Here is a 23,998-nt window from a genome sequence, read left to right on the forward strand (position 1 = left end):
ATTATTCTCCTGGACCAGGCGGAAGTGGTTGAGTACCTCGGACAATCACCGAAGGATTTTGTTTCATTTGTGAGGTAATGCCTTTGACATTGTTGAGCGTTTTCTTTAATGAATTTGCTGCTTGATAAACTTCAGGCAGAGTTTGTTCTGTTAAGCTTCTAAGGGCGACATCAAAATTTCTAATGGATCCTTCGCTGCTTTGGAGTGTCGCTTTAACTTGATCACTTGCAGCAGTGAGACTAACCGTGGCGCCTCTAATTTTGAGCATAGCATCGGGAAATTGACTACTAGCGAGCGATGTTTTTTCTAAAATATTTTGTATTGAGGCTAATGCTTTGGGATTAAACACCTGTTGAAAAGTAGCACTAATACCTTTAAAGCCTTCACTCATTCCCCTTAAACCCGTGGTGACTTCGCGCAGTGCTTCATTAAGTTGCACTAGCAATGAAGCTTCAGAAGGGATTACGGGATAAGGCTCAGAAGGAGCTTTTTCTAAAGGAGCTGCATTCGGGGTCTTAGCCTTTAGCCCCACATAAGTACCGCCAGTAATACCTTGAGACATTAAAGTAGCTGTGGTGCTTTGAGTGATAGGTGTGTTTTCGTCTATTTTAACGAGCAATTTGACTTCTTGAGGGTCCTTAGGGTCAATCTGAATAGTGTCGACATACCCGACATCCACTCCGTTGAATTTCACCGGCGCTTTATTGGTCAATCCTGCCACCGATTCTTTCATATAAATCAGATAAAGATTGTATTTCTTAGAATGTTCCGTCGATAACCAAAAAACAATCACAGCCAAGACCATCGATAATACGACGACGAATATTCCTACTGCAGTGTAATTGACTTTTGGATCCAATGACTACTCCTTTACAGGCTTTGAAGTTTCAGATTCATGCGTACGTTCTGCTCTTTGTCCGCTAAAGTATTCTTTAATACTGGGATGACTTTCTTTTACCAGCTTATCGATAGGTAAGGTAGCAAGAATTTGTCCTTCGCCTAAAAAAGCCACACGATCAGTGACTCTCCATAAAGTATCTAAATCGTGGGTGACTACTATGATAGTCAAATTTAGCGCTTTACGTAAGTCTAAGATTAACTGATCTAACGCTTGAGCGCTATGAGGATCAAGGCCAGAACCAGGCTCATCTAATAAAAGTAGTTCTGGGTCTAATGCAATTGCCCGCGCAAGCGCTGCTCTTTTCGCCATCCCACCGCTTAATTCAGACGGATATTTATTGCCCGCATCCAGAGGTAAGCCTGCCAACGCTATTTTAAGATAGGCAATTTCTTTTTGTAACGTTAGAGGTAGATCTGTTTGAGTGCGCAGTGGAAACAACACATTTTCAAGAACAGTAAGCGAGCTAAATAAGGCATTTTGTTGGAACATAACTCCCCAACGTCGCTGAATGTCGATCGCCTTTTTTTCAGTAATGCGTGTGATGTCTTTACCAAAAATTCTAATAGAGCCTTTACTTACGTTATCGAGCATTAAGATACTTCTAAGTAACGTGGTTTTACCGCAACCGCTCTGCCCCACTATGCCAAAAATCTCATCCTTATAAATATCGACATTGATATCTTTCAGAATATCTTGGTGGTTTACTCTTAACGTGACATCACTTACTTTGATGATTACTTCTTTGTCGTGTTGCGTGGGTTTTATCATAAGCTTCCGCTAAATATTTAACTTGCTGTAGACGATGGAAAAAATAGCGTCTGCAATAATAATTAGAAAGATGGCCTGAACCACGCTTTTGGTGGTTTGAATACCTACACTATCAGCCGTCGTTGACACGTTGAGTCCCTGAAAACAACCCACCATTGAAATAATTAATGCAAACACGGGGGCTTTACTTAGTCCGACCAACAATGTGTTTACATCTACTACATCTCTAAAACGACTTAAAAAATCTCCATATTGGGTGCCAAAAAAAGCCTTGGTCATTATCATGCCACCCATCACTCCAAAAATATCGGCCCAGAGGATTAATAAAGGAAAGGCGACCAGGGAGGCGACGACACGGGGAATAACGAGAATGTCAAAGGGGGAAAAGCCCATGGTTTTGAGCGCATCGATCTCTTGATTTATTTTCATCGTTCCGAGCTGTGCTGTAATGGCAGAACTAGTCCTGCCCGCTCCAATTATTGCTGTAATCAAGGGCCCAAATTCTCTTAGTACAGCTTGCCCGAGCAAGTTGACAATATAGGCATTGGCCCCATAGGTTTCTAATTGAACACCCAATTGATAAGCAAGTACCACTCCTATCAAAAATGACAACAAAGCGATGATGGGAAGTGCCCGGTAACCCATTTCATTAATGGAATTGAGGAAGGATCGCCACTGCAACTCACTGAAGTGTCGGATGGAATGAAAGAACATTATGGCAAATTGGCCCAGAAAGGCTAAATATGCATTAATCTGGACTATTTTCTTTATCGTTTCTCTGCCAATGGAGGTAAAAACGCTTTCAGGAGGGGGCGTTTTAGGAATATGCGATAAGCTTTCTTCCTTGCCAGCAATTAATTGGAGTAAGGCCTGATGTTCATTGTTAAACCCAACCATGTTAGGAGTAAGCCATTTTTTGCTTATTCGGTTGATTAATTTTTGTAAGGTGATAGCGCCTGCTGTATCAAGACGACCTAGCTGTGATGCATCTAATGTAAGTTCTCGGCCAGAGATGCGGCGTATTCTTTTAGATTTTTTCTGTATCAAATTTATATGGTGTTTAGTCCAATCACCTTTAATGTAAAGGTGATTGTCTTCTAATTTTATATCTGCTGGCTTTAGGGGATGTATGTACGCCCTATCCATGTCTACCACTCCTCTCGTGGTGTAGTGACACCCTCTACAAATTGCTTAATCTTTACCCGACCATTAATGAATTGAATAGATATCTTGCCGTTTCTATTTTCCCAGTAGGTACTGGTGCCAGTTGAGTCTCCTAAGCTGAGAGTGGCGCTAGTACTGGGTTCACCCAGAATGGCGACAACCTCTGGATAGGTCATGCCACTTTCGATGAGATCGAAATTTTTTTTATTGATACTTGATGTGCAGGAGACAAGCACTAAGGCAAGGACTAGGGTAACGAGTAGCTTGGTAATCCTATTCATAAGTATCCATCTTTAATTAAAAACCCACCCCTTTCTTTCCAGGATGTCAAAAATGAGTGGTGAGAGGGTAATAATATGTGGGTCAGTATACCCAATTTGGCAGTTGCTGTTCTATAGTTTTAAGCTGCTGGCGCAACGCTTTGTAGTCTGGGATTATTCTTGCCACTTCCTTCCAAAAAAGAGCAGAATGATCAAAAACGATGGTGTGAACGAGTTCATGCACTATGACATACCGAGTTATTTCAAAGGGCAAGAGTAACAATTTACAATTGAGACTAATATTTTTAGCTTTAGAACAACTGCCCCAACGAGAAGTTTGATATCTTACTTTTGCAAGATTATAGGGAAGTCCAATTTTTTGACTACATTCTTCGAGCATGGATAATAAATGTCGCGTTGCTTTAGTACGTAGCCATTTTTTTAATAAAGGGATGGTTGCCTCAATCGGACCTTTAAGTCGTATTCTTTTTTGTTGCTCATCACAACCGATAATTGCACGGCACCCCATTTCTGGCGAGTAGTCAATTGTCCAGGTTTCATTGATACTGCAAAGAAATACTGTTTCTGGCACCGTGATTAAGTTATTTTTTGACTGTAATAAGTGTAGATGCTTCTGTACCCAATTAAACTTAGAATTTAAAAACTCTATTGCTCTTTTCTGGCTTTCCCTTTTAGGGATAACAATAACTAATCCCTTACTTGAAGAAATACGTAGAGAAATCCGTTTACTATTTAAACTCTTTTTAATTGTATAAGGCGGAGGCCAATCAGGCATCAAGCTTTTCATCCACAACTACTTTTTCGATAATGATATCTTCAACAGGAACATTTTCATGGCCAGACTTGGTCGTTGTTGCAACTTGTGCCATTTTGTCAACTATATCTAGACCTTTCACAACTTTTGCGAACACACAGTATCCCCACCCTTGTGGAGTTTCAGAGGTGTAATCTAAAAAGTGGTTATCTTTTAAGTTAATAAAAAATTGAGATGTCGCAGAATGAGGGTCGCCGGTTCTCGCCATCGCTACCGTACCGCGATGATTTTTTATGCCCTTTTTTGCTTCGTTACTAATGGGAGCTCGGGTCTTTTTCTGGGTCATACCGTTCTCAAAGCCCCCACCTTGAACAACAAACCCGGGAATGACTCGATGCATAATTGTGTTATTATAATGCCCTGCTTCGGCATATTTTTTAAAATTTGCACTTGTATCTGGGGTGTTTTCGTTATCGAGTTCTAACTCAATAGTGCCTAAATTTGTTATTAAAGTAATCATACTTTCTTCCTTAATGTCGTGATCTTGAATCAGGTAAGCTGCAGAGCTGTCTTCCCGCGGCTTTTAGCGAGATTCAGCAAGGTGCCATTTTAAATTTATATTAGACATAGTCAACTAATGTGATGGAGAGGACTATCAAACACTTCTTAGCAACTGTGACGGCACAAGATCTCGTACTGACGGCGAATCGCCGTCTCGCTGTTTATCTCCAAAAAAAGTATGACCAATATCAAATTGACCTCGGAAATTCAGCGTGGGAAACACTACCAATAATGCCTTTGGTCACCTGGATAGAGTCAACTTGGCATCAATTTAGTGATGATTCACGCATGCAATTATCCGACTTTCAAGAACAAGTTCTGTGGGAGTCAATTGTAACTGAATCACCCGCAAGCCAGGATTTACTCAATGTTTCAGCAACCGCGCGAGTCGCAAAAGACACGTGGCGTTTATTGATCTATTGGTTAGTAGATTTAGCTGAAGTTGATTCAAGGGCAGAAGATATTCAAGTATTCAAAACCTGGGTTAAGGCATTCCAGCAAAAATGTGCAGCAGCCAATTGCGTTACCCGAGCAACTATTTTTCAATTATTTGTTAAGACATTACAAGAAAACAATGTGTTTTTTCCCTTACCCACAAAAATTTATTTTATCGGCTTTGATGAAATATCTCCGATTATAATGCACCTCCAGAAAACCCTGCAAAATTTAGTTGCCATAGAAAATTTTCAATTTTCTCCTAAAACAGCAGAACCTAGGCGTCTTCATTTTTTAGAGTCGCAAGAAGAATTGCAAGCAATGGCCCGCTGGGCTTATAAAGAATTAAAGCAGCATCCAGAGATGACTATTGGCTGCGTGATTCCCAATCTAACGGAGAAAAGAAATCAGGTTATCCGCATTTTTCAGGATGTTTTTTACGCAGAAGAGTTACACCATCATTTTCCACAACCTCCCTTTAATATTTCAGCTGCCAATCGATTAGACCAGTATTCACTTATCCAAATGGTATTCACAATTTTAGCGCTAAATTATTCCGAGGTTAATCTTGAAGATATAAGTGCTTTGTTGCGCAGTCCATTCATTATTGGCGCAGAAAGTGAGTTAAATGCCAGAGCAAAATTGGATGCACGACTTCGATCTTTTGGTGAGAAAAAAATAACACTAGCACATCTTACATCCAGCAATTTGTTAGATCGCACTCCAGTGCTACAGAAATGTCTTGCGGTGATAACCAAAATACTGGTCCCGGCGAACCAAGTAATGTCTGTGCCAAGCTGGTGCCAAATTTTCGTGCAACAACTTAGCGCTCTGGGGTGGCCCGGAGATCGGAGTCTAAACAGTACGGAATTTCAATTAATCGAACGCTTCAAAAAATTGTTGGATGAATTTATTGCACTAGACAAATTTGTTGCTGATCTCTCATTTAGCGACACACTCAAAATGCTACAACAGTTAACTAAAGCTACTTTATTTCAGCCGAAAAGTGCGGATTTACCCATACAAATTTTAGGGGTGTTAGAAGCAAGCGGTATTGCTTTCGACCATTTATGGATTGCAGGGCTAGATAATGAAACATGGCCGGCCCCTGCTTCGCCGAACCCATTCATTCCTGTCGAGGTGCAAAGGCGCTATGAAATGCCTCACTCCTCCTCTGAACGCGAACTTCAATTCAGCTTAGGTGTGACTAAACGATTCATACAAAATGCTGACACAATAATTTTTAGTCATCATGAATTCGATGGCGATAGACCGCTCAAAGTAAGTCCTTTAATAGAAAATCTGCCTCTCACAAATTATGCTGTTACGCCATTTTACTCTATTGAAAAAAAAATCTTTGCCACTAAAAAATTAGAATATTTTAATGATGACATGGGGCCAGCAATAACGAATACATTTGTCGCTGGAGGAAGCTCAATTTTTCAAGCACAAGCAGCCTGTCCTTTCCAAGCTTTTGCAAAGTTTCGTTTACATGCAAGGCCACTAGATGATTTGCAAATGGGGCTTGCTGCTCATGAGCGTGGCTCTATCGTTCATGACATCTTGGCGCATCTTTGGAACAAAATTAAAACTCACGAAACGCTTTGCTCCTTAGAAGACAGCGCTTTGAATGCAATTATTGTTGAAACTGTAGAGATAGCTCTGGCTAAAGCACGCAAGAAAAAACCTTTTACGCTTAAAAATGGTTTACTGACACTGGAAAAAAAGCGCTTACAAAAACTACTTTTTAAATGGTTAGCTATTGAAAAACTTAGGCAGCCATTTGAGGTTGTCAGTTGTGAACAACAACAAGTTGCGCATCTTGGTTCTTTAGAGCTTCAAGTTCAAATTGATCGTATTGATCGCTTGCTAGATGGATCTCATTTAATTATTGATTACAAAACAGGCCGACCCTCTCTACTTGATTGGTTTACCCAAAGACCTGATGAACCCCAGTTACCACTCTATTCTGTTCTCTCAGATCAAGTCATTTCTGGAGTTTTATTTGCACTAGTGCGTTTAGATGAAATGAGCTTTAGAGGCCTTACAGCGCATAATGATATTGTTCCAGGAGCAATCACCATTGACCGACTCAAAGACCATGAGTTTCAAAACTTTACTGGCTTAATGGAATATTGGAAAACCAATCTCTATCAACTTGCCGATGATTTCTGTCATGGCAATGCACAAGTCTCCCCTAAAATCCCCAGCACTTGTCAGTATTGTCATTTCCAAGAGCTTTGCAGAGTAAACGATAGACAATCGCATCATTCTAGGAAAAAAATATGACAGCGGTGAAAGATATTAAGCAGAGGGCATCTGCATTAGATGGTTCTCACTCTTTTATTATTCAAGCGCCTGCGGGGTCAGGAAAAACTGAATTACTAACACAACGATTTTTAGTGCTTTTAGCCGCTGTTAGAAATGTGCCAGAAGAAGTTGTTGCTATCACGTTTACTCGAAAAGCGGCGACTGAAATGCGTGCGAGAGTTTTAGAAGCCTTACAAAATGCACACCAAAACAGTCCCCCAGAAAAAGCACATGCATTGCAAACCTGGCAATTGGCTCGCCTTGTATTGGAGCGCGACAAATCAGCACACTGGAATCTTCTGCAAAATCCGAATCGATTACGTATTACTACCATTGATGCCTTGTGTGCCCGCATCGCAAAATCAGCACCTATCGTTTCCCATTTTGGGACAGTGCCGCAGGTAGTAGAGGATGCTGGGCCATTATATAAAGAAGCGGTCCATTCGTTACTCGCCTCGTTAGATGAGTTAAGTCCCTATACTGACTCTCTAGTGGAATTATTATTGCACCTCGATAACAATTATCTGCTTGCAGAAAATATGTTTATGGCAATGTTAAGTCGCCGTGATCAATGGCTGCCGTATATTATGCAGCATCGCAATGTAAGTGACTCACGACAGGTGTTAGAAACAAGTTTGCAAAATATTATTTTAGATAGTTTGCAGGTAGCACTAAAACATTTTTCTGAGGAAGAGAAGCAAGAACTTGTAATCCTTAGCTCTTTTGCAGCAAAAATGATCAGCGATGTCGAAAAAAAATCAGCCATCCGCTCGTGCGAAAATTTGCGCCATTTCCCTGAAGTGAAACTTGAGCATTTAGAGAAATGGCTAGGTATAGCACAGCTATTACTAACCGGTGCATTTGAATGGCGGCGCGCAGTAAACAAAAACTGTGGCTTTCCAGCCGCTAACAATGCGCTGAATGCTGAAGAAGAATTACTCTTTAAACATATGAAGGAGCGTATTACACGTCTACTTAACCGCTTTAGTGAAAATGATGCATTGCGTCTAGCGCTCAAGAATATTTTACTGCTGCCGCCACCCTGCTATTCTGCAAATCAGTGGCAGATTGTAAGTTCGCTAACCCAGCTGCTGCCAGTGCTGGCAGCGCATTTAAATGTTGTCTTTCAAGAACGCAACGTCACAGATTTTATTGCTATTGCACAAGGCGCTATTCATGCACTCGGCGACCCCGAAAATCCGAGTGATTTAGCTCTAAATCTTGATTATCAAATTCAACATTTGTTAGTGGATGAATTTCAAGATACCTCAGTTACTCAATACCGCTTACTTGAATTACTTACAGCCGGCTGGCAGAAAGGAGACGGACGAACCTTATTTTTGGTAGGTGATCCTATGCAATCTATCTACCGTTTTCGTGAAGCCGAAGTGGGTATTTTTCTTCGAGTGAAGCAAAATGGCATTGGCTCAATCCAATTAATCCCCTTGACGTTAGAAGTAAACTTTAGATCGGAAGCAAATATAATCGAGTGGTTCAATAACACATTTGCTGCAATTTTTCCTAAGGAGGAAAACAGTGAGCTGGGCGCAATTTCCTTTGCTGCAGCTACCGCTTTTGACAACTTACAGACGAGTGCAGAAGTCTGCATTCATCCCTTACTAGATCCTTTGGATACTGACGAAGCAACTCTAATTGTTGATGTAATTAAACGCGAGCAGAATCAGGACGCGGAAAAAACTATTGCGATTTTAGTTCGATCGCGAAGCCATCTTCACACTATTATTCCGACCTTAAAAAATGCCAATGTAAATTTTCACGCGGTGGAAATTGAAAAATTAATTCACTCTACCGCAGTTCAAGATTTATTTGCTTTAACGCGTGCATTGTCGCATATGGCCGACAGAATTGCCTGGTTAGCTATTTTGAGAGCACCTTGGTGTGGGCTGGGTTTAGAAGATTTGTACATTATTGCAAATCACAATAAGGAGGCCACGCTATGGCAAACGCTACAAGAATATTCTCAATTAGTCGCACTCAGCGCTGACGGACGACAACGGATATTACGAGTGATACCGATCTTGCAGCATGCAATTAATGAACGATCACGTGATAATCTGCGTGCTTGGGTGGCTTATACCTGGTATGAACTTGGAGGACCCGCGTGCCTCGAAGAACAACATGAATTATTCAATACCGAAGCTTATTTCAATTTATTAGAACATTTTGCAGATGACTCTATAATCGATTTTAAAAAATTGGAACAAAAGCTGGAGCGCGCCTATGGGCAGAGCGCTTCTGCAGATGCAAAAGTTCATCTGATGACGATACATAAAGCGAAAGGATTGGAATTTGATGTCGTAATACTACCTGCGTTAGAAAGAAGGCCTGCCTTAGATGAAAGCCGATTATTGATCTGGCTAGAACGGCAAAATAATAGAGGACTAATGGACTTAGTGCTAGCGCCTATCAAATCGTTAGAAGAACAGTTCGATCCCATCTATCGCTATGTGCGTAATCATAATACCTTAAAAAATCAGTATGAAGTCACGAGGCTTTTATATGTAGCCGCTACGCGCACTAAAACAAAGCTACATTTAATCGGCAGTCTCTATAAAAATGATAAAGATGAATTTAAAGCTCCCTCATCTGGAAGTTTTTTACATCTGCTTTGGCCAACGTTACAGGCGACTTTTGATCAAGCAGTAGTGCCCACTCCCTTACTTGAACCCACGTTAGAAATGGAAGCTCCATTACTTTTAAAACGATTGACCTTAGAGTGGCAGTTACCTGATTTATTGCCCACCGTTAAGCCTGACAATATTTATATTTCAAATAATCAATTCAGCTGGTCAGCCCCTTTTCTAAATCATATCGGAACCGTTGTGCATCAATTCCTGCAAAAAATTGCCGCAAATGTAACGCTTGATTTAGAAAAAATTGAATGGCAGTTAGAGCGAAAGTTATGGCGAAAAAAACTGCTTCAGCAGGGTGTTGTGCAAGATAATTTAGAGCATGCGCTAACGATCATTGAAACCGCTGTTACTAATATGTTACGTGATCCACGTGGCCAATGGATACTCTCAAGTGATCACTCTGATGCAAGAAATGAGTTTTCACTCTCCTTATCCAGTGACAATGAAATATTACGCTGTATTATTGATCGCACGTTTGTGGATAAACAGGGAGTGAGATGGATAATCGATTACAAAACTTCAGAATTATTAGCTGAAGATGAAACATTTTTTTTAGTTAAAGCTAAAGCTCGTTATACTGAACAGCTGCAAAATTATGCTAAGGTTATAAGATTACTTGAAAATAGACCGATAAAATTAGGCCTCTATTTTCCTCTATTTTCTGGATGGTGCGAGTGGGATTACCAACATTAACTTTTAAATTCAGCGTAAAACTGAACGTTCGAGCAAAATTCAAAAATTAGTCCTGAATAGTTACTTTATGGTTAGAAATTCACAAGAGGTGACAATGACGCAAAATATTACTGATAAATTAATAGTGGCTATTTCTTCTCGAGCGCTATTCGATTTAGACGAAAGTAATCTTGTTTTTGAAACAAAAGGGGTTGATGCCTATTCTAATTATCAAATAGAACACGAAAATGAAATTCTTCAGCCGGGAGTTGCTTTTTCCTTAGTGCAAAAATTTTTGAACTTGAATCAAGAATGCGCTCATGTTGAGGTGATTTTGCTTTCCCGTAATAGCGCTGATACTGGTTTAAGAATCTTCAATAGTATTCAACACTATAAATTAGATATTTCACGCGCTGTTTTCACCAGTGGTGAAAGTCCTTATCCCTATATCAAAGCATTTGGATCGCATTTGTTTTTATCAGCGAATACGGAAGATGTGCGCAAAGCGCTCGCCGCTAATTGTGCCGCCGCTACCATTCTTGCGGGGTGCAGTCATTTATCTCAAAGCGAACAATTACGCATTGCATTTGATGGCGATTCCGTTATTTTTTCGGACGAAGCAGAAAAAATTTACCAAGCCTCAGGTTTAACTGCCTTTACTCAAAGTGAGATCGAAGCCGCCCACACTCCTCTTTCAGGAGGCCCATTTAAGGGTTTTTTATCTGCCCTCCATCGATTGCAAAATCATTATGACATTAAGGATTCACCGATTCGCACCGCCTTAGTCACAGCAAGGTCAGCTCCCGCACATGAAAGAGTGATTAGAACCCTCCGAGCTTGGAACATTCGGATTGACGAAGCCATCTTTTTAGGTGGATTAGAGAAAGGAGAGTTCCTACATGCCTTCGGGGCAGATGTTTTTTTTGATGATCAAGAAGTGCACTGCCAATCAGCCAATAAGCACGTAACGACCGGGCATGTCCCGCACGGGATAGTAAATAGCTAAGTGCTTATACTGATTGACATTTTAAGTATTTCTCGTAAAATACAGCATTGTTTGACTAGAATTCATTGAGTATGACATTATTTTCATCAAACAGACCTAATAACTATTAATTTTTAACAAAACAAGAGAAGCTATGAAAATTAAAACAGAAAAGGCTTCCACGAAAGCGAGACACAAAGCTAATCCTTATCTCAAAATGCGGGTCCGTAAAGACGAGGACAACTTTAAAACTGCAGCACTTCTAGATAAAAACATTGTGCCGAGTGGCGTCGATCAGGGTGAGTTTGAACAACAAATACTTAATAAATTTAACGAAATTCCCGGCAACCGCCCCGTTGCTGAAGTAGGATCTCCTTCCAATACACCCCAAAAACGTCCAAAATATGTAATTAGTCCCGATGGGCATAAATATTTACTAGATAAATCGGTAGGATTTCTTTTAATTTATTCTAATGCCACGGTGACCGAAATTTCTAGGAATACTGTCCCACTAATCCCTGAAAACGTCCGTAATAACCTTGAAAATACTACAGCCCTGAAATTTGAAGCTATTACTATTACAAATGAACTCATAGAAGAAATGCTTGAGCAGCGTCGTAAGGGCCTCAAACGAGGAACTAACGGCATCCCAGATCAAAATTCAACCATGGTTAAGAAAGGAATTACCCCCCAAGAAGGAAGTGCGACGAAAAATGCTCAACAGCTTGGGCTTGCTGCTCCCGGTGAAATTTGGGAATGGCTGCATCTTATCCTTTTCTTTCTTAAAGGGAGAGCAGCGCAAAAGGTTCAGAATTTGACAGGCGGTACTAAGCACGCAAATACCGACATGATCTTTGCTGAAGATGAATTGCTTTACCTGGGCCAACATTTAGATGAAGAGATTTATCTGGTGGTTACACCGACCGAAATTGATCAAACTCACTTTGCTGATGAAATTAATTTTACAATAATTACTCCCAAATTTATCATTCCCTACTCAAAAGGTGACTATGAAACCGCAGCTGCATTAGGCAGTTTTACTGCGAGCGATGCATTAATTAATCGAGAGATTGCAGCAAAAGAATTTCGCAAAGCAATTGTCTACGGAGAACAACTTAAGCAGCACTATCCTATTTTAGGAGATATTCTTTGCATGAATATTTGTTTCACGGTAATTAGAGAAACGCGAAATTTAGAAGAAGCTAGCGATTATGGGGAGCTAGGTTTAGATTATATTTCATCTCTTGAAGCTCTAAAAAATGAGTCCTCTTCTCTACAATATCTTGAAATATCCGGCTGGGGTGAAACACTCATTCAAAATTATCAAGGAATTGATGGATTAATTGAGATGGGGCAGGAATACTTTGAGGGCCACGTTATGCAAAATAGTTCGTCATATAAAATGTGATGGTAGAGTATTTTTTTCGACGAGGAAGATTACAGCGCCGAGCGACGTATCGACGAGTTTTTACTTACATCACTTTGCAACATTCAGCAATTAAACTAGGACCCTGATAGATAAACCCAGTATACAACTGCACTAAATCCGCACCCGCTTCAATTTTAGTTTTTGCTTGATCAGCCGACATTATTCCACCACTTGCAATAATAGGAATTTGACCGTTGACAAGTTTTTTTAACTGGCTGAGTACCTGCGTGGATTTATCAAATAACGGTTGTCCGCTCAGACCACCGCTTTCGTTTGCATAGATACTATTTAAATTAATGCGATCTAATGTCGTGTTGGTTGCAATAATTCCATCTATTTTATTTTCTAAAAATGCCCCTGCCATATCAATAATTTCCTGAGAATTAAGATCCGGTGAAATTTTAATTATTAATGGGACATATTTATTGTGCTGATTAGCCAATTGATCTTGTCTTTTTTTGAGTTCGCCCAGCATAGATGTCAAATGTTCCGTGCCTTGCAGACTACGCAGCCCAGGGGTATTCGGGGAAGAAATATTTATCGTTATATAACTAGCATGAGCATACACTTTGTCTAAACAATACAGATAATCTTGAATGGCATTCTCTATTGCGGTGGTTGCATTTTTACCAATGTTTATTCCAAGTACACCTTGATATTTTTTTTTCTTAACTTGACCGACTAAATGATCAACACCTTTGTTATTGAATCCCATTCGGTTAATGATAGCCTGATCTTTTTCTAAGCGGAACATACGTGGTTTTGGGTTACCTGATTGGGGTTTCGGAGTAACGGTTCCTATCTCGATAAAGCCAAATCCTAATGAACCTAATACATCAATATAATCCCCATTTTTATCTAGGCCTGCCGCAAGTCCCACCGGGTTCTCAAAGGTGAGTCCCAAAAGTTTTCTGGGAGTGGAGGCAGCTTTAGTTATAAAATGATTTAGCAGCCCAATTTGCTCGAGTGACTTCATCGCTTTTAGTGAAAAATTGTGGGACAATTCTGGGTTTAAGAGAAATAGCAGAGAGCGAATTAGGTTGTAGTTCATCTCTAATCCTGAAGTGATAATGACGATCAGATATAGTAAGAGGGATAGAAACTATGTTGCAAGGATTAAATATACGCGGCGATGAAATATCAGAGCTGCTACGTCAAACAGTTCAAAATTTTGTGCGCGACGAAATTGCGCCGATTGCGACTCAAGTGGATCATGAGAATTCTTTTCCGCGCGATCTTTGGCCTAAACTCGGAGAACTGGGGTTACTGGGAATCACTGTCGAAGAAGAATTTGGCGGTTCCCATATGGGTTATATGCAACATGTCATTGCGATGGAAGAAATTAGTCGGGGTTCAGCTGCCATTGGTTTGAGCTATGGCGCCCATTCCAATCTTTGCGTAAACCAAATTCGACGATTTGGCACACCTGAACAAAAACAACGTTATCTGCCAAGATTATGCACAGGGGAACATGTGGGTGCCCTCGCCATGAGTGAATCTGGATCGGGCTCTGATGTTGTTAGCATGCGGCTTAAGGCAGAGAAAAAAAATGGCGTGTACATTTTAAATGGCACCAAAATGTGGGTGACCAATGGTCCCGATGCTGACATCCTCATTGTATATGCTAAAACCGATCCGCACGCCGGATCTCATGGCATCACCGCTTTCATTATTGAAAAAGAATATTCTGGATTTTCCACCGCACAAAAACTTGATAAATTGGGTATGCGAGGATCCAATACCTGTGAATTAGTTTTTGAAGACTGCGAAGTACCAGAAGAAAATGTGTTAGGTACTTTAAATGGTGGCGTGCGGGTATTGATGAGCGGCCTAGATTATGAACGTGTAATTTTAGCAGGCGGCCCCCTGGGCATTATGCAAAGTTGCCTAGATGTTGTTATTCCATACGTTCAAGAACGAAAACAATTTGGCAAAGCGATTGGAGAGTTTCAATTGATCCAAGGAAAATTGGCCGATATGTATAGCACGTTAAGTGCATGTCGCGCTTATGTATATGCTGTAGCAGATGCATGCGATCGCGGCACTATTTCGCGCCAAGATGCAGCGGGCGCTATCCTGTATGCCGCAGAAAATGCCACACAAGTTGCACTCGAAGCCATTCAATGTCTTGGCGGCAATGGCTATATAAATGAATACCCTACTGGCCGATTTTTACGCGATGCAAAATTATATGAGATAGGGGCAGGTACTTCAGAGATTCGTCGTGTTCTCATTGCACGAGAGTTGTTCAAAGAGTTTGAAAAGTAGCGAGGAAATTCATGACACAAGATATTTTTATTACCAGCGCAGTTCGCACCCCTATTGGGAATTTCCAAGGGTCATTAAAGGATCTCTCTGCAACTGATTTAGGTGCAATTGCGATTAAGGGTGCAATTGAACGTTCACATCTGTCGCTGAATGATCCACAAATGGTAATTATGGGATGCGTTTTACCTGCAGGTTTAGGGCAAGCGCCTGCAAGACAAGCCGCACTAAAGGCTGGATTGCCCACCAGTGTTGATTGTACCACTATCAATAAAATGTGTGGCTCGGGAATGAAATCAATCATGTTAGGGTTTGATATTTTAACAGCAGACTCTGCAGATATCATTATTGCAGGAGGGATGGAAAGCATGACCAATGCGCCCTACTTACTTCCAAAAGCACGTGCGGGGTATCGCTTAGGACATCAGCAAGTTATAGACCACATGTTTTTTGACGGTCTCGAAGATGCCTATGAAAAAAATACGTTAATGGGAGTATTTGCCGATAGATGTGCCGCAACCGAAAAATTTAGCCGTGAACAACAAGATAACTACGCCCTCACCTCTTTAAAAAGAGCATCGTTTGCGACTGAAAATAATATTTTTAAAGATGAAATAGTGCCGGTTACCTTAAACACCGCAAAAGGTGAGTTAATCGTAGAAATTGACGATGGCTATTCCAGTGCCAAACCCGAGAAAATTCCTCTACTTCGTCCAGCCTTTTCTCCAGAAGGAACCGTCACTGCAGCCAACTCTAGTTCAATTTCCGATGGCGCCGCGGCGCTGACATTAATGCGCAGAGCCACTGCAGAAAAAATGAACGTTCAACCTATCGCAAAAATATTGGCGCATGCGACGCATTCACAAGCACCGCATTTATTTACCACCGCACCTGTCTATGCGATTGAAAAATTATTGCATAAATTAAACTGGCAAGTAACTGAGGTAGACTTGTGGGAAATCAATGAAGCATTTGCCGTAGTTACCTTAAATGCAATAAAAGCATTAAACCTTCCCGAAGATAGAGTGAATATTCATGGCGGAGGTTGTGTACTGGGACACCCTATCGGCGCTTCAGGTGCTCGAATAGTAGTCACCTTGATTAACGCACTCAAACATCATAAATTAAAAAGAGGCGTCGCTGCATTGTGTATTGGCGGTGGAGAAGCTACTGCCATCGCCATTGAACTTATTTAATGAGAATAAACTATGCCAATAATTACTTCTTCCCTGAATACCAACAGTGACAATTTCCATGATAATACCCAAGCAATGTCAGAAATTGTGGATGAGCTTAAGACAATAATAGCCGACATCCAACAGGGGGGAGATGAAAAATCCAGACAAAGACATCTTGAACACGGCAAATTGTTACCCCGCGAACGAATTAATTACTTAATCGATAAAGGTTCGCCTTTTTTAGAATTCTCCCCATTAGCAGGATACGAATTATATGATGAAAAAGTGCCTGCAGGCAGCATCATTACCGGAATAGCGCAAGTGTCAGGACAAGAATGCATGATTGTCGCAAATGATGCTACGGTGAAAGGCGGCACTTATTACCCCATCACTGTCAAGAAGCATTTACGGGCCCAAGAAATTGCAGAACAAAATAATTTACCCTGTATTTATCTAGTAGATTCAGGCGGAGCATTTTTGCCAAAGCAAGATGAAGTATTTCCTGATAAAGATCATTTTGGTCGCATCTTTTATAATCAAGCTAACATGTCAGCAAAAAACATTCCGCAGATTGCAGTGGTAATGGGTTCTTGCACTGCTGGGGGCGCGTATGTTCCTGCCATGGCGGATGAATCAGTAATGGTTAAAAATCAGGCCACCATTTTTCTGGGTGGACCTCCCCTTGTTCGCGCAGCAACGGGCGAAGTAGTCAGCGCAGAAGAATTAGGCGGAGCAGATGTGCACTGCAGAATATCGGGCGTAGCAGATTATTTAGCTAACGATGATAAACATGCCCTCTCTATTGCAAGACAAATAGTGAGCAATTTGAATCGATCAAAAAAAATATCTCTCGACAGGGTTGAACCGAAAGAACCTCTCTACGATATCAAAGACTTATATGGGATTATTAATGTAGATCCACGCAAACCCTACGATATAAAAGAGATTATTGCGCGCATTGTAGATGGATCCGAATTTGATGAATTCAAAGCCTTATTTGGACCTAGCTTAATTTGCGGCTTTGCACGAATTTATGGCTATTTGGTAGGCATCATTGCCAATAATGGAATTTTATTTACCGAATCTGCTCTAAAAGGCACTCATTTTATAGAGCTTTGCAATGAACGACAAATCCCCCTAGTCTTCTTGCAAAATATTACGGGTTTTATGGTGGGTAAAAACTATGAAGCACAAGGCATTGCAAAACATGGCGCAAAAATGGTTATGGCGGTAGCATGCGCTAGAGTGCCTAAGTTTACTGTTATCATTGGAGGCAGTTTTGGAGCAGGCAACTACGCTATGTGTGGTCGAGCCTATGAACCTCGTTTTTTATGGATGTGGCCAAATGCTCGCATTTCTGTAATGGGTGGGGAACAAGCTGCTCATGTATTATCTCAAGTCACTCAAGACAAAAAGCTTAGACAAAACCTCGCTTGGAGCGATGCAGAAAAACAAGCATCCATGGATAAAATTAGGTCGCAGTATGAAACTCAAGGAAACCCCTACTATGCCAGTGCAAGGTTGTGGGATGATGGAATAATTGATCCGCTTGATACACGCAAAGTACTAGGCCTATCTATTTCGGCCTCATTAAATTCTCCTCTTCAAACTACTAAATACGGCATATTTAGAATGTAACGGAAAAAATATGAATAACGACACTGTCCTTGTAGATTATTATCCTGGTGGCATAGGCATGATCACGCTAAATCGCCCCGATCGTCATAATGCTTTTGATGACAAAATGATACTGCAATTAACTGCAGCATTATTGGATTTTAAAAAAGATAACAAAATTAAAATTGTTATCCTTTATGCAAGTGGTAAAAATTTTTCTGCCGGCGCTGATTTAGATTGGATGAAAAAAATGATCCAATATTCTGAAAAAGAAAATCTTGCAGATGCTATGCAGTTAGTAGAATTATTGAAAACATTATCTAATATGGAAAAAATCACAATTGCATTGGCAAAAGGAATTACCATGGGCGGTGGTGTAGGTTTATTAGCCTGTTGTGATATTGTAATTGCAGAAGAAGCAGCGCGTTTTTGTTTTTCCGAAACTAAATTAGGCTTAGTACCCGCTACCATTGCGCCTTATGTCATTCAAGCAATTGGTCCTCGCTTAGCAAAATATTATTTTTTAACCGCCAAAATTTTCACTGCTGTTGAAGCAAGAGACATAAAACTAGTGCATGACATTTGCAGTCAAGATGTTTTTTCGAATGGAATTAATCTAGCCAGGTCTTTGTTAAAAAACGGTCCACAATCTCTGCTTACTATAAAAAAATTGGTATCGCGTTTCAATTCTGTTGATGACGCTTTACTGAATGAAACAGCGCTTATTATTGCGCAAGTAAGAACCTCTGCTGAAGCTCAAGAAGGCTTAAGTGCTTTTCTTGAAAAACGTGACCCCGAATGGGCAAAGTCGAACGGGGGAGAATCAATCAAATGACACTATTTACAAAAATTTTAATTGCAAATCGTGGTGAAATTGCATGTCGCATAATGCGCACGGCAAACAAATTAGCCATTAAAACTGTTGCTGTATTTTCAGAACCTGATAGCGATGCACTGCATGTTAAAATGGCAGATGAAGCTTATCTCCTTGGTGGTCCTGCAAGTAAGGACAGCTATCTTAATATTGACAAAATAATCGCTATAGCAAAAAAAACGAACGCACAAGCCATCCATCCGGGATATGGTTTTCTCTCAGAAAATAGTGCGTTTGCTAAAGCATGCGAGGACGCAAATATTGTTTTTATTGGCCCCCACTCTGCTGCTATCAATTTAATGGCAAACAAAAATATTGCCAAAGAAGTGATGAACCAGCATGGAGTGCCGACGCTTCCTGGTTATTATGATGATAACCAGTCACTTGAAGGTTTAAAAAATGCTGCCAGCGAAATGGGCTATCCTGTTTTGTTAAAAGCCGTCGCTGGAGGTGGCGGTAAGGGATTACGCCTGGTCGACAATATTGATGAATTTGAGCCTGCTTACCACGCCGTGCGAAGAGAAGCCAAGGCCTTTTTTAATGATGAAAAAGTGTTAATAGAGAAGTACTTAGCGAATGCAAGACATGTAGAAGTTCAAGTTCTTGCCGATAAGCACGGCACCGTTCAGACGCTCATGACACGTGACTGTTCTATCCAGAGACGACATCAGAAAATTATAGAAGAAGCACCCGCGCCTAATATTTCGCCTGAATTAGAAGAAAAAATGTTAACGGCAGCGGTCACTGCTGCTAAGGCAATCCAATATACTAATGCGGGCACCATTGAGTTTTTACTACAAGATGATGCTTTTTATTTTATGGAGATGAATACTCGTCTTCAGGTAGAGCATCCTGTCACCGAGATGATATCTGGCATCGATATTGTAGAATGGCAGCTGCGCATCGCGGCAGGTGAGAAGTTATTTGCCACAGCAACTATCAAAGGGCATGCCATAGAAGCGCGTCTTAACGCTGAAGATCCGCAAAATAATTTCCTACCCTCCTCCGGTGCATTGCATTACTTTAAATTTCCCACTGATTTTTCGCAGCTTCGAATAGATAGTGGTTATGCACAAGGCGATATTGTTAATATCTATTATGATTCATTATTGGCTAAATTAATTGTATGGAGCGAAAATAGAAAATTAGCGATTAGATATTTACAGGCTGTTTTAGATGACACCTTTATTTTTGGTATAAAAACTAATATCCCATTACTGAAAAATATATTCAAAAATAAAAAATTCATTGAGTCGAATTTTAATACGCAATTTTTGCAACAAGAAGACTTCAGTCTACAGTCAACGATTCCTTCCGAAGTCGTTGCCATAGCGAGCTTATTTTTAATGCAGCACACAATTGAGCAAAACGTTACAAAAACTATGTCCAACGACAGCAATTCTCCCTGGAATATTCACAATGGCTGGCAGTTATATTTCCCCCCTTGTCTAACGTTTCATTTTGCAGATCACCTTACAGCAAGAGTTATTCAAGAAAAAAATAAATTCATCATACAGACTGATGACCAAAACCTTGAATGCAATCTAGTAAAGTTTTCTGCCATAACTGAGACGGTTTATGAACTCATAATGGTAGTAAGTGATCAGCTGTGGCAGGCTAAAATTTTTTGCCAAGGCGCTAAAATAGAAATTATTACCCAAGGTGAATACTATTTTCTAGCGCGGCAAGAAGCTACTATAGAAGAGGTAACTCATGAACATGAAGAACAACTATTGGCGCCTATGCCAGGAACAATTGTCGCGTTACTGGTAAATTCAGGACAAAAAGTAACTAAAGGTGACAAACTCATAGTCATAGAAGCCATGAAGATGGAGCATACTCTCTACGCACCGCGAGATGGAATTGTAAAACAATGTTATTTCAAAATGGGTGATTTAATCAAGGAAGGCTCAGAGCTTATTGAGTTTGAAGCCTAACATTTTCGGTATTTCACCGTGGCTTCAGACTCAGTAGAATTCTGTGGAGACATATCCATTTTAAATGGAAAAAAGCCCAATTTTTCTTGCGCTTCTGTTCCTAAGCGCTCACAAATTTCCTTCGCCATTATCCTGTTTAAACAAACAGTCAAATTAACACTGGGATTGGTTGGTGTTTCAAAAATTGCAAACTGTGCTCCTGGGAAAAGATTGGGTAATTTTTTAAAAACTGTCGCCACCAAAGCGCAAACAAACTTAGCATCCGAAGTTAGCAAAGGTTCAATTGCTAAGTCTGAAATATATACTAGGCGTTTAGACTGAGGACATTCCCCTGTTGAATATGCAGTTGCTATAAGTGTGGCGACTATCTTCTTATTTTTATGGATAGTAAAAATTGCAACTTTTTCTGAATCAATTTTGCGTTCGGTTGCTAAATAGCCATACTGTATTTGTTTTTCTTGTAATTCACCATCAGATAAATCCTGTTTCATATCTTCTAACATTTGCAGCTGAAATTGAGAAACTTCGAAACATCGTCCAGCGTTAGCAGATGATACACTGCCTTTTTTTTTCAATATCGAAAGCTGGTACTCTTCTTTTAAGAATGAGTTACCATTTTTTTCAACCATCACAAGGTCAGAGAATAAAAATCTATTATTTGATTCAATATTATTGGTATAGTTTCTCTTTGCTTTATTCAAGCTTGCGATGATTTCTCGACTGTTTGCATTTTTTGGATCAGTCACAATAAAATATGTATGTTGTTCTGATTCCTGAGTTTCTATTATTTTATCCAACTTGGGATATATTGATTTGATATCTATAATTAGGGTTTCAAGGTAAACAAATGTAATTGAGTCCAATGAATTCCGGATAATCGTAAAATCAGTTTCCCTAACAACTTTAAAAGGTGATCTATTTTCAATAAAGGGTTTCATAGAGAATTTATCATAAATATCATTAGGTAGTGCATTCAAAGACTGGATAGAATAGAAAGTTGGATTCCGTTTCATGGTCCAAACACAAAGCGTCGATAAAGCGGGTGGCACATATTCTACGGGACGCATTATTAAATTTTTGAATTTTTCAGCATTGTAGCTCGATGGATTGGTAAAGAAGAATTCAGTAATTGAAGTGACAACCTCAGGATCAAACCGATTTAGGTCATTAATGAATGCGAGCACTTGATATAATTTGTCTCTTTGTAGACAAGAAAATGCTATTTCGCTGTTATCTAGATTTTTTTTATCAAGGATTGATATTTTAGCTTGAACCAAAGCTTGAGTTAATTTCTCAATGACGGCGTCCTTAATAGATATCACCACATCTCGAAGTACAAGATCATTATTCACGTTTCTTAGTTCAACAATATAAAAACTTTCAACCCAGAGACATCTAGTATTTCTTAAATTATTATTATTGAGGATGTTGTTGCCAAATTTAACACTTACTTGTCTAGTTTTCGGAGAGTTTTGGAAGTCACGATAGCTGTCATCTTTCCACATGTACGCATAATTAGGGGTATAGTCATAAATTTTAAACCAATTTGGCACTGTCTCGCCTCATTATAGGGTTTGGAATATTGCATTGTATTTACCAACCAGAGATAACTAATATGGTTTTATTTCTGCAGGGAAAACCGCTCATTTTACTCTTTAAATATTAAATAAATATTAAGCGACATGCTCTAACAGCGATTTGCGAATTGCCTCACAATTAATGTTACCGAAGGGTGTAAGAAAATAGGCTAAAAAGCATTCGTTGCCTCATATTTACTGTTACCGAGTAAGTAGGAGTCAACGATGAAAAAGCGACCTAAGAAGCTGCACCCTATTGACCAGTTACAGCGAGTTTATATCTACTCGAAGCGCCGATCCCTCAAAACCCAGATTTTAGACAGGCTCTGCGAGGAGTATGGCTTACATCGAAAATCCGTTGTTAGAAGACTAAATCAGATAGATAAACCTAAAAAGCAACGTACTGGTCGAAAGACTAATTATGTGTCGGATGTCTTATTAATGCCTCTTAAGGAGATATGGCTAGCAACGGATTTAATGTGTGGCAAGAGGCTCAAACATGCCATACCGCTATGGCTACCGTTTTATGAGTCAACATCTGAACCGTTGCCAAAAAAAATTAAATCACAACTGCTCGCAATGAGTCCAGCCACAATTGATCGCTTGTTAAAGTCAGTAAAGATAAAAACTAAAAGACATGGTTTATCGGGTACTAAGCCAGGAAGACTTTTAAAAAATCAAATTGAAATAAAGACAGATCACTGGGACGTTACACAGCCTGGGTTTATAGAAGCAGATACCGTTGCCCATTGTGGAAATAGTACCGCAGGAGATTTTGTTTGGAGTATCACTTTAACGGATATTAATAGTTGCTGGACCGAGATTCGAGCGACTTGGAACAAGGGAGCAGAGGGGGTCACTGAACAAATCAAAGATATAGAATGCAATTTACCCTTTATTTTAAGGGGTTTTGACTGTGATAACGGCAGCGAGTTTTTGAATTGGCATTTGATTCGTTATCTCAAAGAACGTGAAAAAAACGCTGTTCAAGTCACACGATCAAGGCCCTATCGTAAAAATGACAACGCACACGTAGAGCAGAAAAATTGGACGCATGTACGTCATTTGTTTGGTTATGATCGATTTGATAGCCCTTGTCTTGTCGCTATGATGAATGATCTGTATAAAAATGAATGGTCATTATTAGTAAATTATTTCTACCCAAGCATGCAGCTTGAAACAAAGATAAAAGTTAATTCTAAATACAGGAGGAAATATTACGAACCAAAAACACCTTATCAACGATTAATAGAATCTGACTATGTAGATAAAAAAATGAAAGCATTGCTGAAAAGACGTTTTAAGACCCTCAATCCTTTTGAGCTTAAAAAAGCGATCGAAACTAAGCTAAAAAAGATATTTCATTTTGTGAAAATCTCCAATAATGTCCGGCAACGAATATAAAGGAAAAAATAAAGTTATTAAATACCTGTGGACTTCATTAATAGTGTGGATAACTAAAAAAATAATTGATAAGCTCAAAGTAATAAGCCTCAAATAGTTATTCACACTATTAATGAGGGCCCACAGGCAACAGCAGGCAGATAGTTACATTATTAACAAACAAATTGGGTAACCTCAATTGTGAGGCAACGATTCTCTTCCTTCGGTAACACTTTTCAATGAGGCAACGCGT

At 39.8% G+C, this 23,998-nt stretch carries 18 protein-coding genes; 10 read left to right on the top strand and 8 right to left on the bottom strand.

What is annotated here, in order from left to right; all coding sequences use genetic code 11:
• Window position 1 precedes the first annotated feature (1 nt).
• From H0U71_00510 to H0U71_00535, 6 genes are all read right to left on the bottom strand, one after another.
• Window positions 2-859: an MCE family protein gene (locus H0U71_00510; GenBank protein ID MBA2653533.1), complete on the bottom strand. Its 858-nt coding sequence runs from the start codon at window positions 857-859 to the stop codon at window positions 2-4.
• Between the two features lie 3 nt (window positions 860-862).
• Window positions 863-1,669 carry an ATP-binding cassette domain-containing protein gene (locus tag H0U71_00515; protein MBA2653534.1) on the bottom strand — a complete coding sequence of 269 codons (807 nt, stop codon included), beginning with the start codon at window positions 1,667-1,669 and terminating at the stop codon, window positions 863-865.
• A gap of 9 nt (window positions 1,670-1,678) precedes the next feature.
• Complete coding sequence (locus tag H0U71_00520; GenBank protein ID MBA2653535.1) at window positions 1,679-2,815, bottom strand: ABC transporter permease; 1,137 nt, start codon at window positions 2,813-2,815, stop codon at window positions 1,679-1,681.
• Window positions 2,816-2,817: 2 nt separating this feature from the next.
• Window positions 2,818-3,114 carry a DUF3862 domain-containing protein gene (locus tag H0U71_00525; GenBank protein ID MBA2653536.1) on the bottom strand — a complete coding sequence of 99 codons (297 nt, stop codon included), beginning with the start codon at window positions 3,112-3,114 and terminating at the stop codon, window positions 2,818-2,820.
• 82 nt (window positions 3,115-3,196) lie between these two features.
• Complete coding sequence (locus H0U71_00530; protein MBA2653537.1) at window positions 3,197-3,889, bottom strand: M48 family metallopeptidase; 693 nt, start codon at window positions 3,887-3,889, stop codon at window positions 3,197-3,199.
• A complete protein-coding gene (locus H0U71_00535) occupies window positions 3,882-4,388 on the bottom strand; it encodes a peptidyl-prolyl cis-trans isomerase (GenBank protein ID MBA2653538.1) in 507 nt (168 codons plus the stop codon). The genes H0U71_00530 and H0U71_00535 overlap by 8 nt, the downstream gene beginning before the upstream one ends.
• A 122-nt stretch (window positions 4,389-4,510) precedes the next feature.
• On the opposite strand from H0U71_00535, the gene H0U71_00540 reads away from it, so the two are divergent.
• The 4 genes from H0U71_00540 (at window position 4,511) to H0U71_00555 (ending at window position 12,893) form a co-directional block, all read left to right on the top strand.
• Window positions 4,511-7,153 carry a PD-(D/E)XK nuclease family protein gene (locus H0U71_00540; protein ID MBA2653539.1) on the top strand — a complete coding sequence of 881 codons (2,643 nt, stop codon included), beginning with the start codon at window positions 4,511-4,513 and terminating at the stop codon, window positions 7,151-7,153.
• The gene (locus H0U71_00545) at window positions 7,150-10,521 is read left to right on the top strand and encodes a UvrD-helicase domain-containing protein (GenBank protein MBA2653540.1); all 3,372 of its coding nucleotides are present in this window, start codon (window positions 7,150-7,152) and stop codon (window positions 10,519-10,521) included. Before H0U71_00540 ends, H0U71_00545 begins: the two co-directional genes overlap by 4 nt.
• A 94-nt stretch (window positions 10,522-10,615) precedes the next feature.
• Complete coding sequence (locus H0U71_00550; GenBank protein MBA2653541.1) at window positions 10,616-11,506, top strand: 5'-nucleotidase; 891 nt, start codon at window positions 10,616-10,618, stop codon at window positions 11,504-11,506.
• Between the two features lie 133 nt (window positions 11,507-11,639).
• Window positions 11,640-12,893 (top strand): hypothetical protein, encoded by a 1,254-nt coding sequence (locus tag H0U71_00555; protein ID MBA2653542.1) that lies wholly within the window; start codon window positions 11,640-11,642, stop codon window positions 12,891-12,893.
• Window positions 12,894-12,957: 64 nt separating this feature from the next.
• On the opposite strand, the gene H0U71_00560 is transcribed toward H0U71_00555, so the two are convergent.
• On the bottom strand, window positions 12,958-13,965 hold the full coding sequence (locus H0U71_00560) for a quinone-dependent dihydroorotate dehydrogenase (GenBank protein MBA2653543.1): 1,008 nt from the start codon (window positions 13,963-13,965) through the stop codon (window positions 12,958-12,960).
• A gap of 53 nt (window positions 13,966-14,018) precedes the next feature.
• Between H0U71_00560 and H0U71_00565 the strand changes: the two genes are divergently transcribed.
• The 5 genes from H0U71_00565 to H0U71_00585 are packed head-to-tail and all read left to right on the top strand — an operon-like array spanning window position 14,019 to window position 20,785.
• Window positions 14,019-15,182: an isovaleryl-CoA dehydrogenase gene (locus H0U71_00565; GenBank protein MBA2653544.1), complete on the top strand. Its 1,164-nt coding sequence runs from the start codon at window positions 14,019-14,021 to the stop codon at window positions 15,180-15,182.
• An 11-nt stretch (window positions 15,183-15,193) separates the two neighbouring features.
• A complete protein-coding gene (locus tag H0U71_00570) occupies window positions 15,194-16,375 on the top strand; it encodes an acetyl-CoA C-acyltransferase (protein ID MBA2653545.1) in 1,182 nt (393 codons plus the stop codon).
• 12 nt (window positions 16,376-16,387) lie between these two features.
• On the top strand, window positions 16,388-17,995 hold the full coding sequence (locus H0U71_00575; protein ID MBA2653546.1) for a methylcrotonoyl-CoA carboxylase: 1,608 nt from the start codon (window positions 16,388-16,390) through the stop codon (window positions 17,993-17,995).
• A gap of 10 nt (window positions 17,996-18,005) precedes the next feature.
• Window positions 18,006-18,809: an enoyl-CoA hydratase/isomerase family protein gene (locus H0U71_00580; protein ID MBA2653547.1), complete on the top strand. Its 804-nt coding sequence runs from the start codon at window positions 18,006-18,008 to the stop codon at window positions 18,807-18,809.
• Window positions 18,806-20,785 carry an ATP-grasp domain-containing protein gene (locus H0U71_00585; GenBank protein ID MBA2653548.1) on the top strand — a complete coding sequence of 660 codons (1,980 nt, stop codon included), beginning with the start codon at window positions 18,806-18,808 and terminating at the stop codon, window positions 20,783-20,785. Before H0U71_00580 ends, H0U71_00585 begins: the two co-directional genes overlap by 4 nt.
• On the opposite strand, the gene H0U71_00590 is transcribed toward H0U71_00585, so the two are convergent.
• Window positions 20,782-22,338, bottom strand: a complete 1,557-nt coding sequence (locus H0U71_00590) for a hypothetical protein (protein MBA2653549.1) — start codon at window positions 22,336-22,338, stop codon at window positions 20,782-20,784. The genes H0U71_00585 and H0U71_00590 overlap by 4 nt on opposite strands.
• Window positions 22,339-22,587: 249 nt before the next feature.
• Between H0U71_00590 and H0U71_00595 the strand changes: the two genes are divergently transcribed.
• Window positions 22,588-23,766 carry an integrase gene (locus tag H0U71_00595; GenBank protein MBA2653550.1) on the top strand — a complete coding sequence of 393 codons (1,179 nt, stop codon included), beginning with the start codon at window positions 22,588-22,590 and terminating at the stop codon, window positions 23,764-23,766.
• Window positions 23,767-23,998: the final 232 nt, after the last annotated feature.

This window comes from Gammaproteobacteria bacterium, assembly GCA_013697705.1.
Taxonomy (GTDB): domain Bacteria; phylum Pseudomonadota; class Gammaproteobacteria; order UBA6002; family UBA6002; genus UBA6002.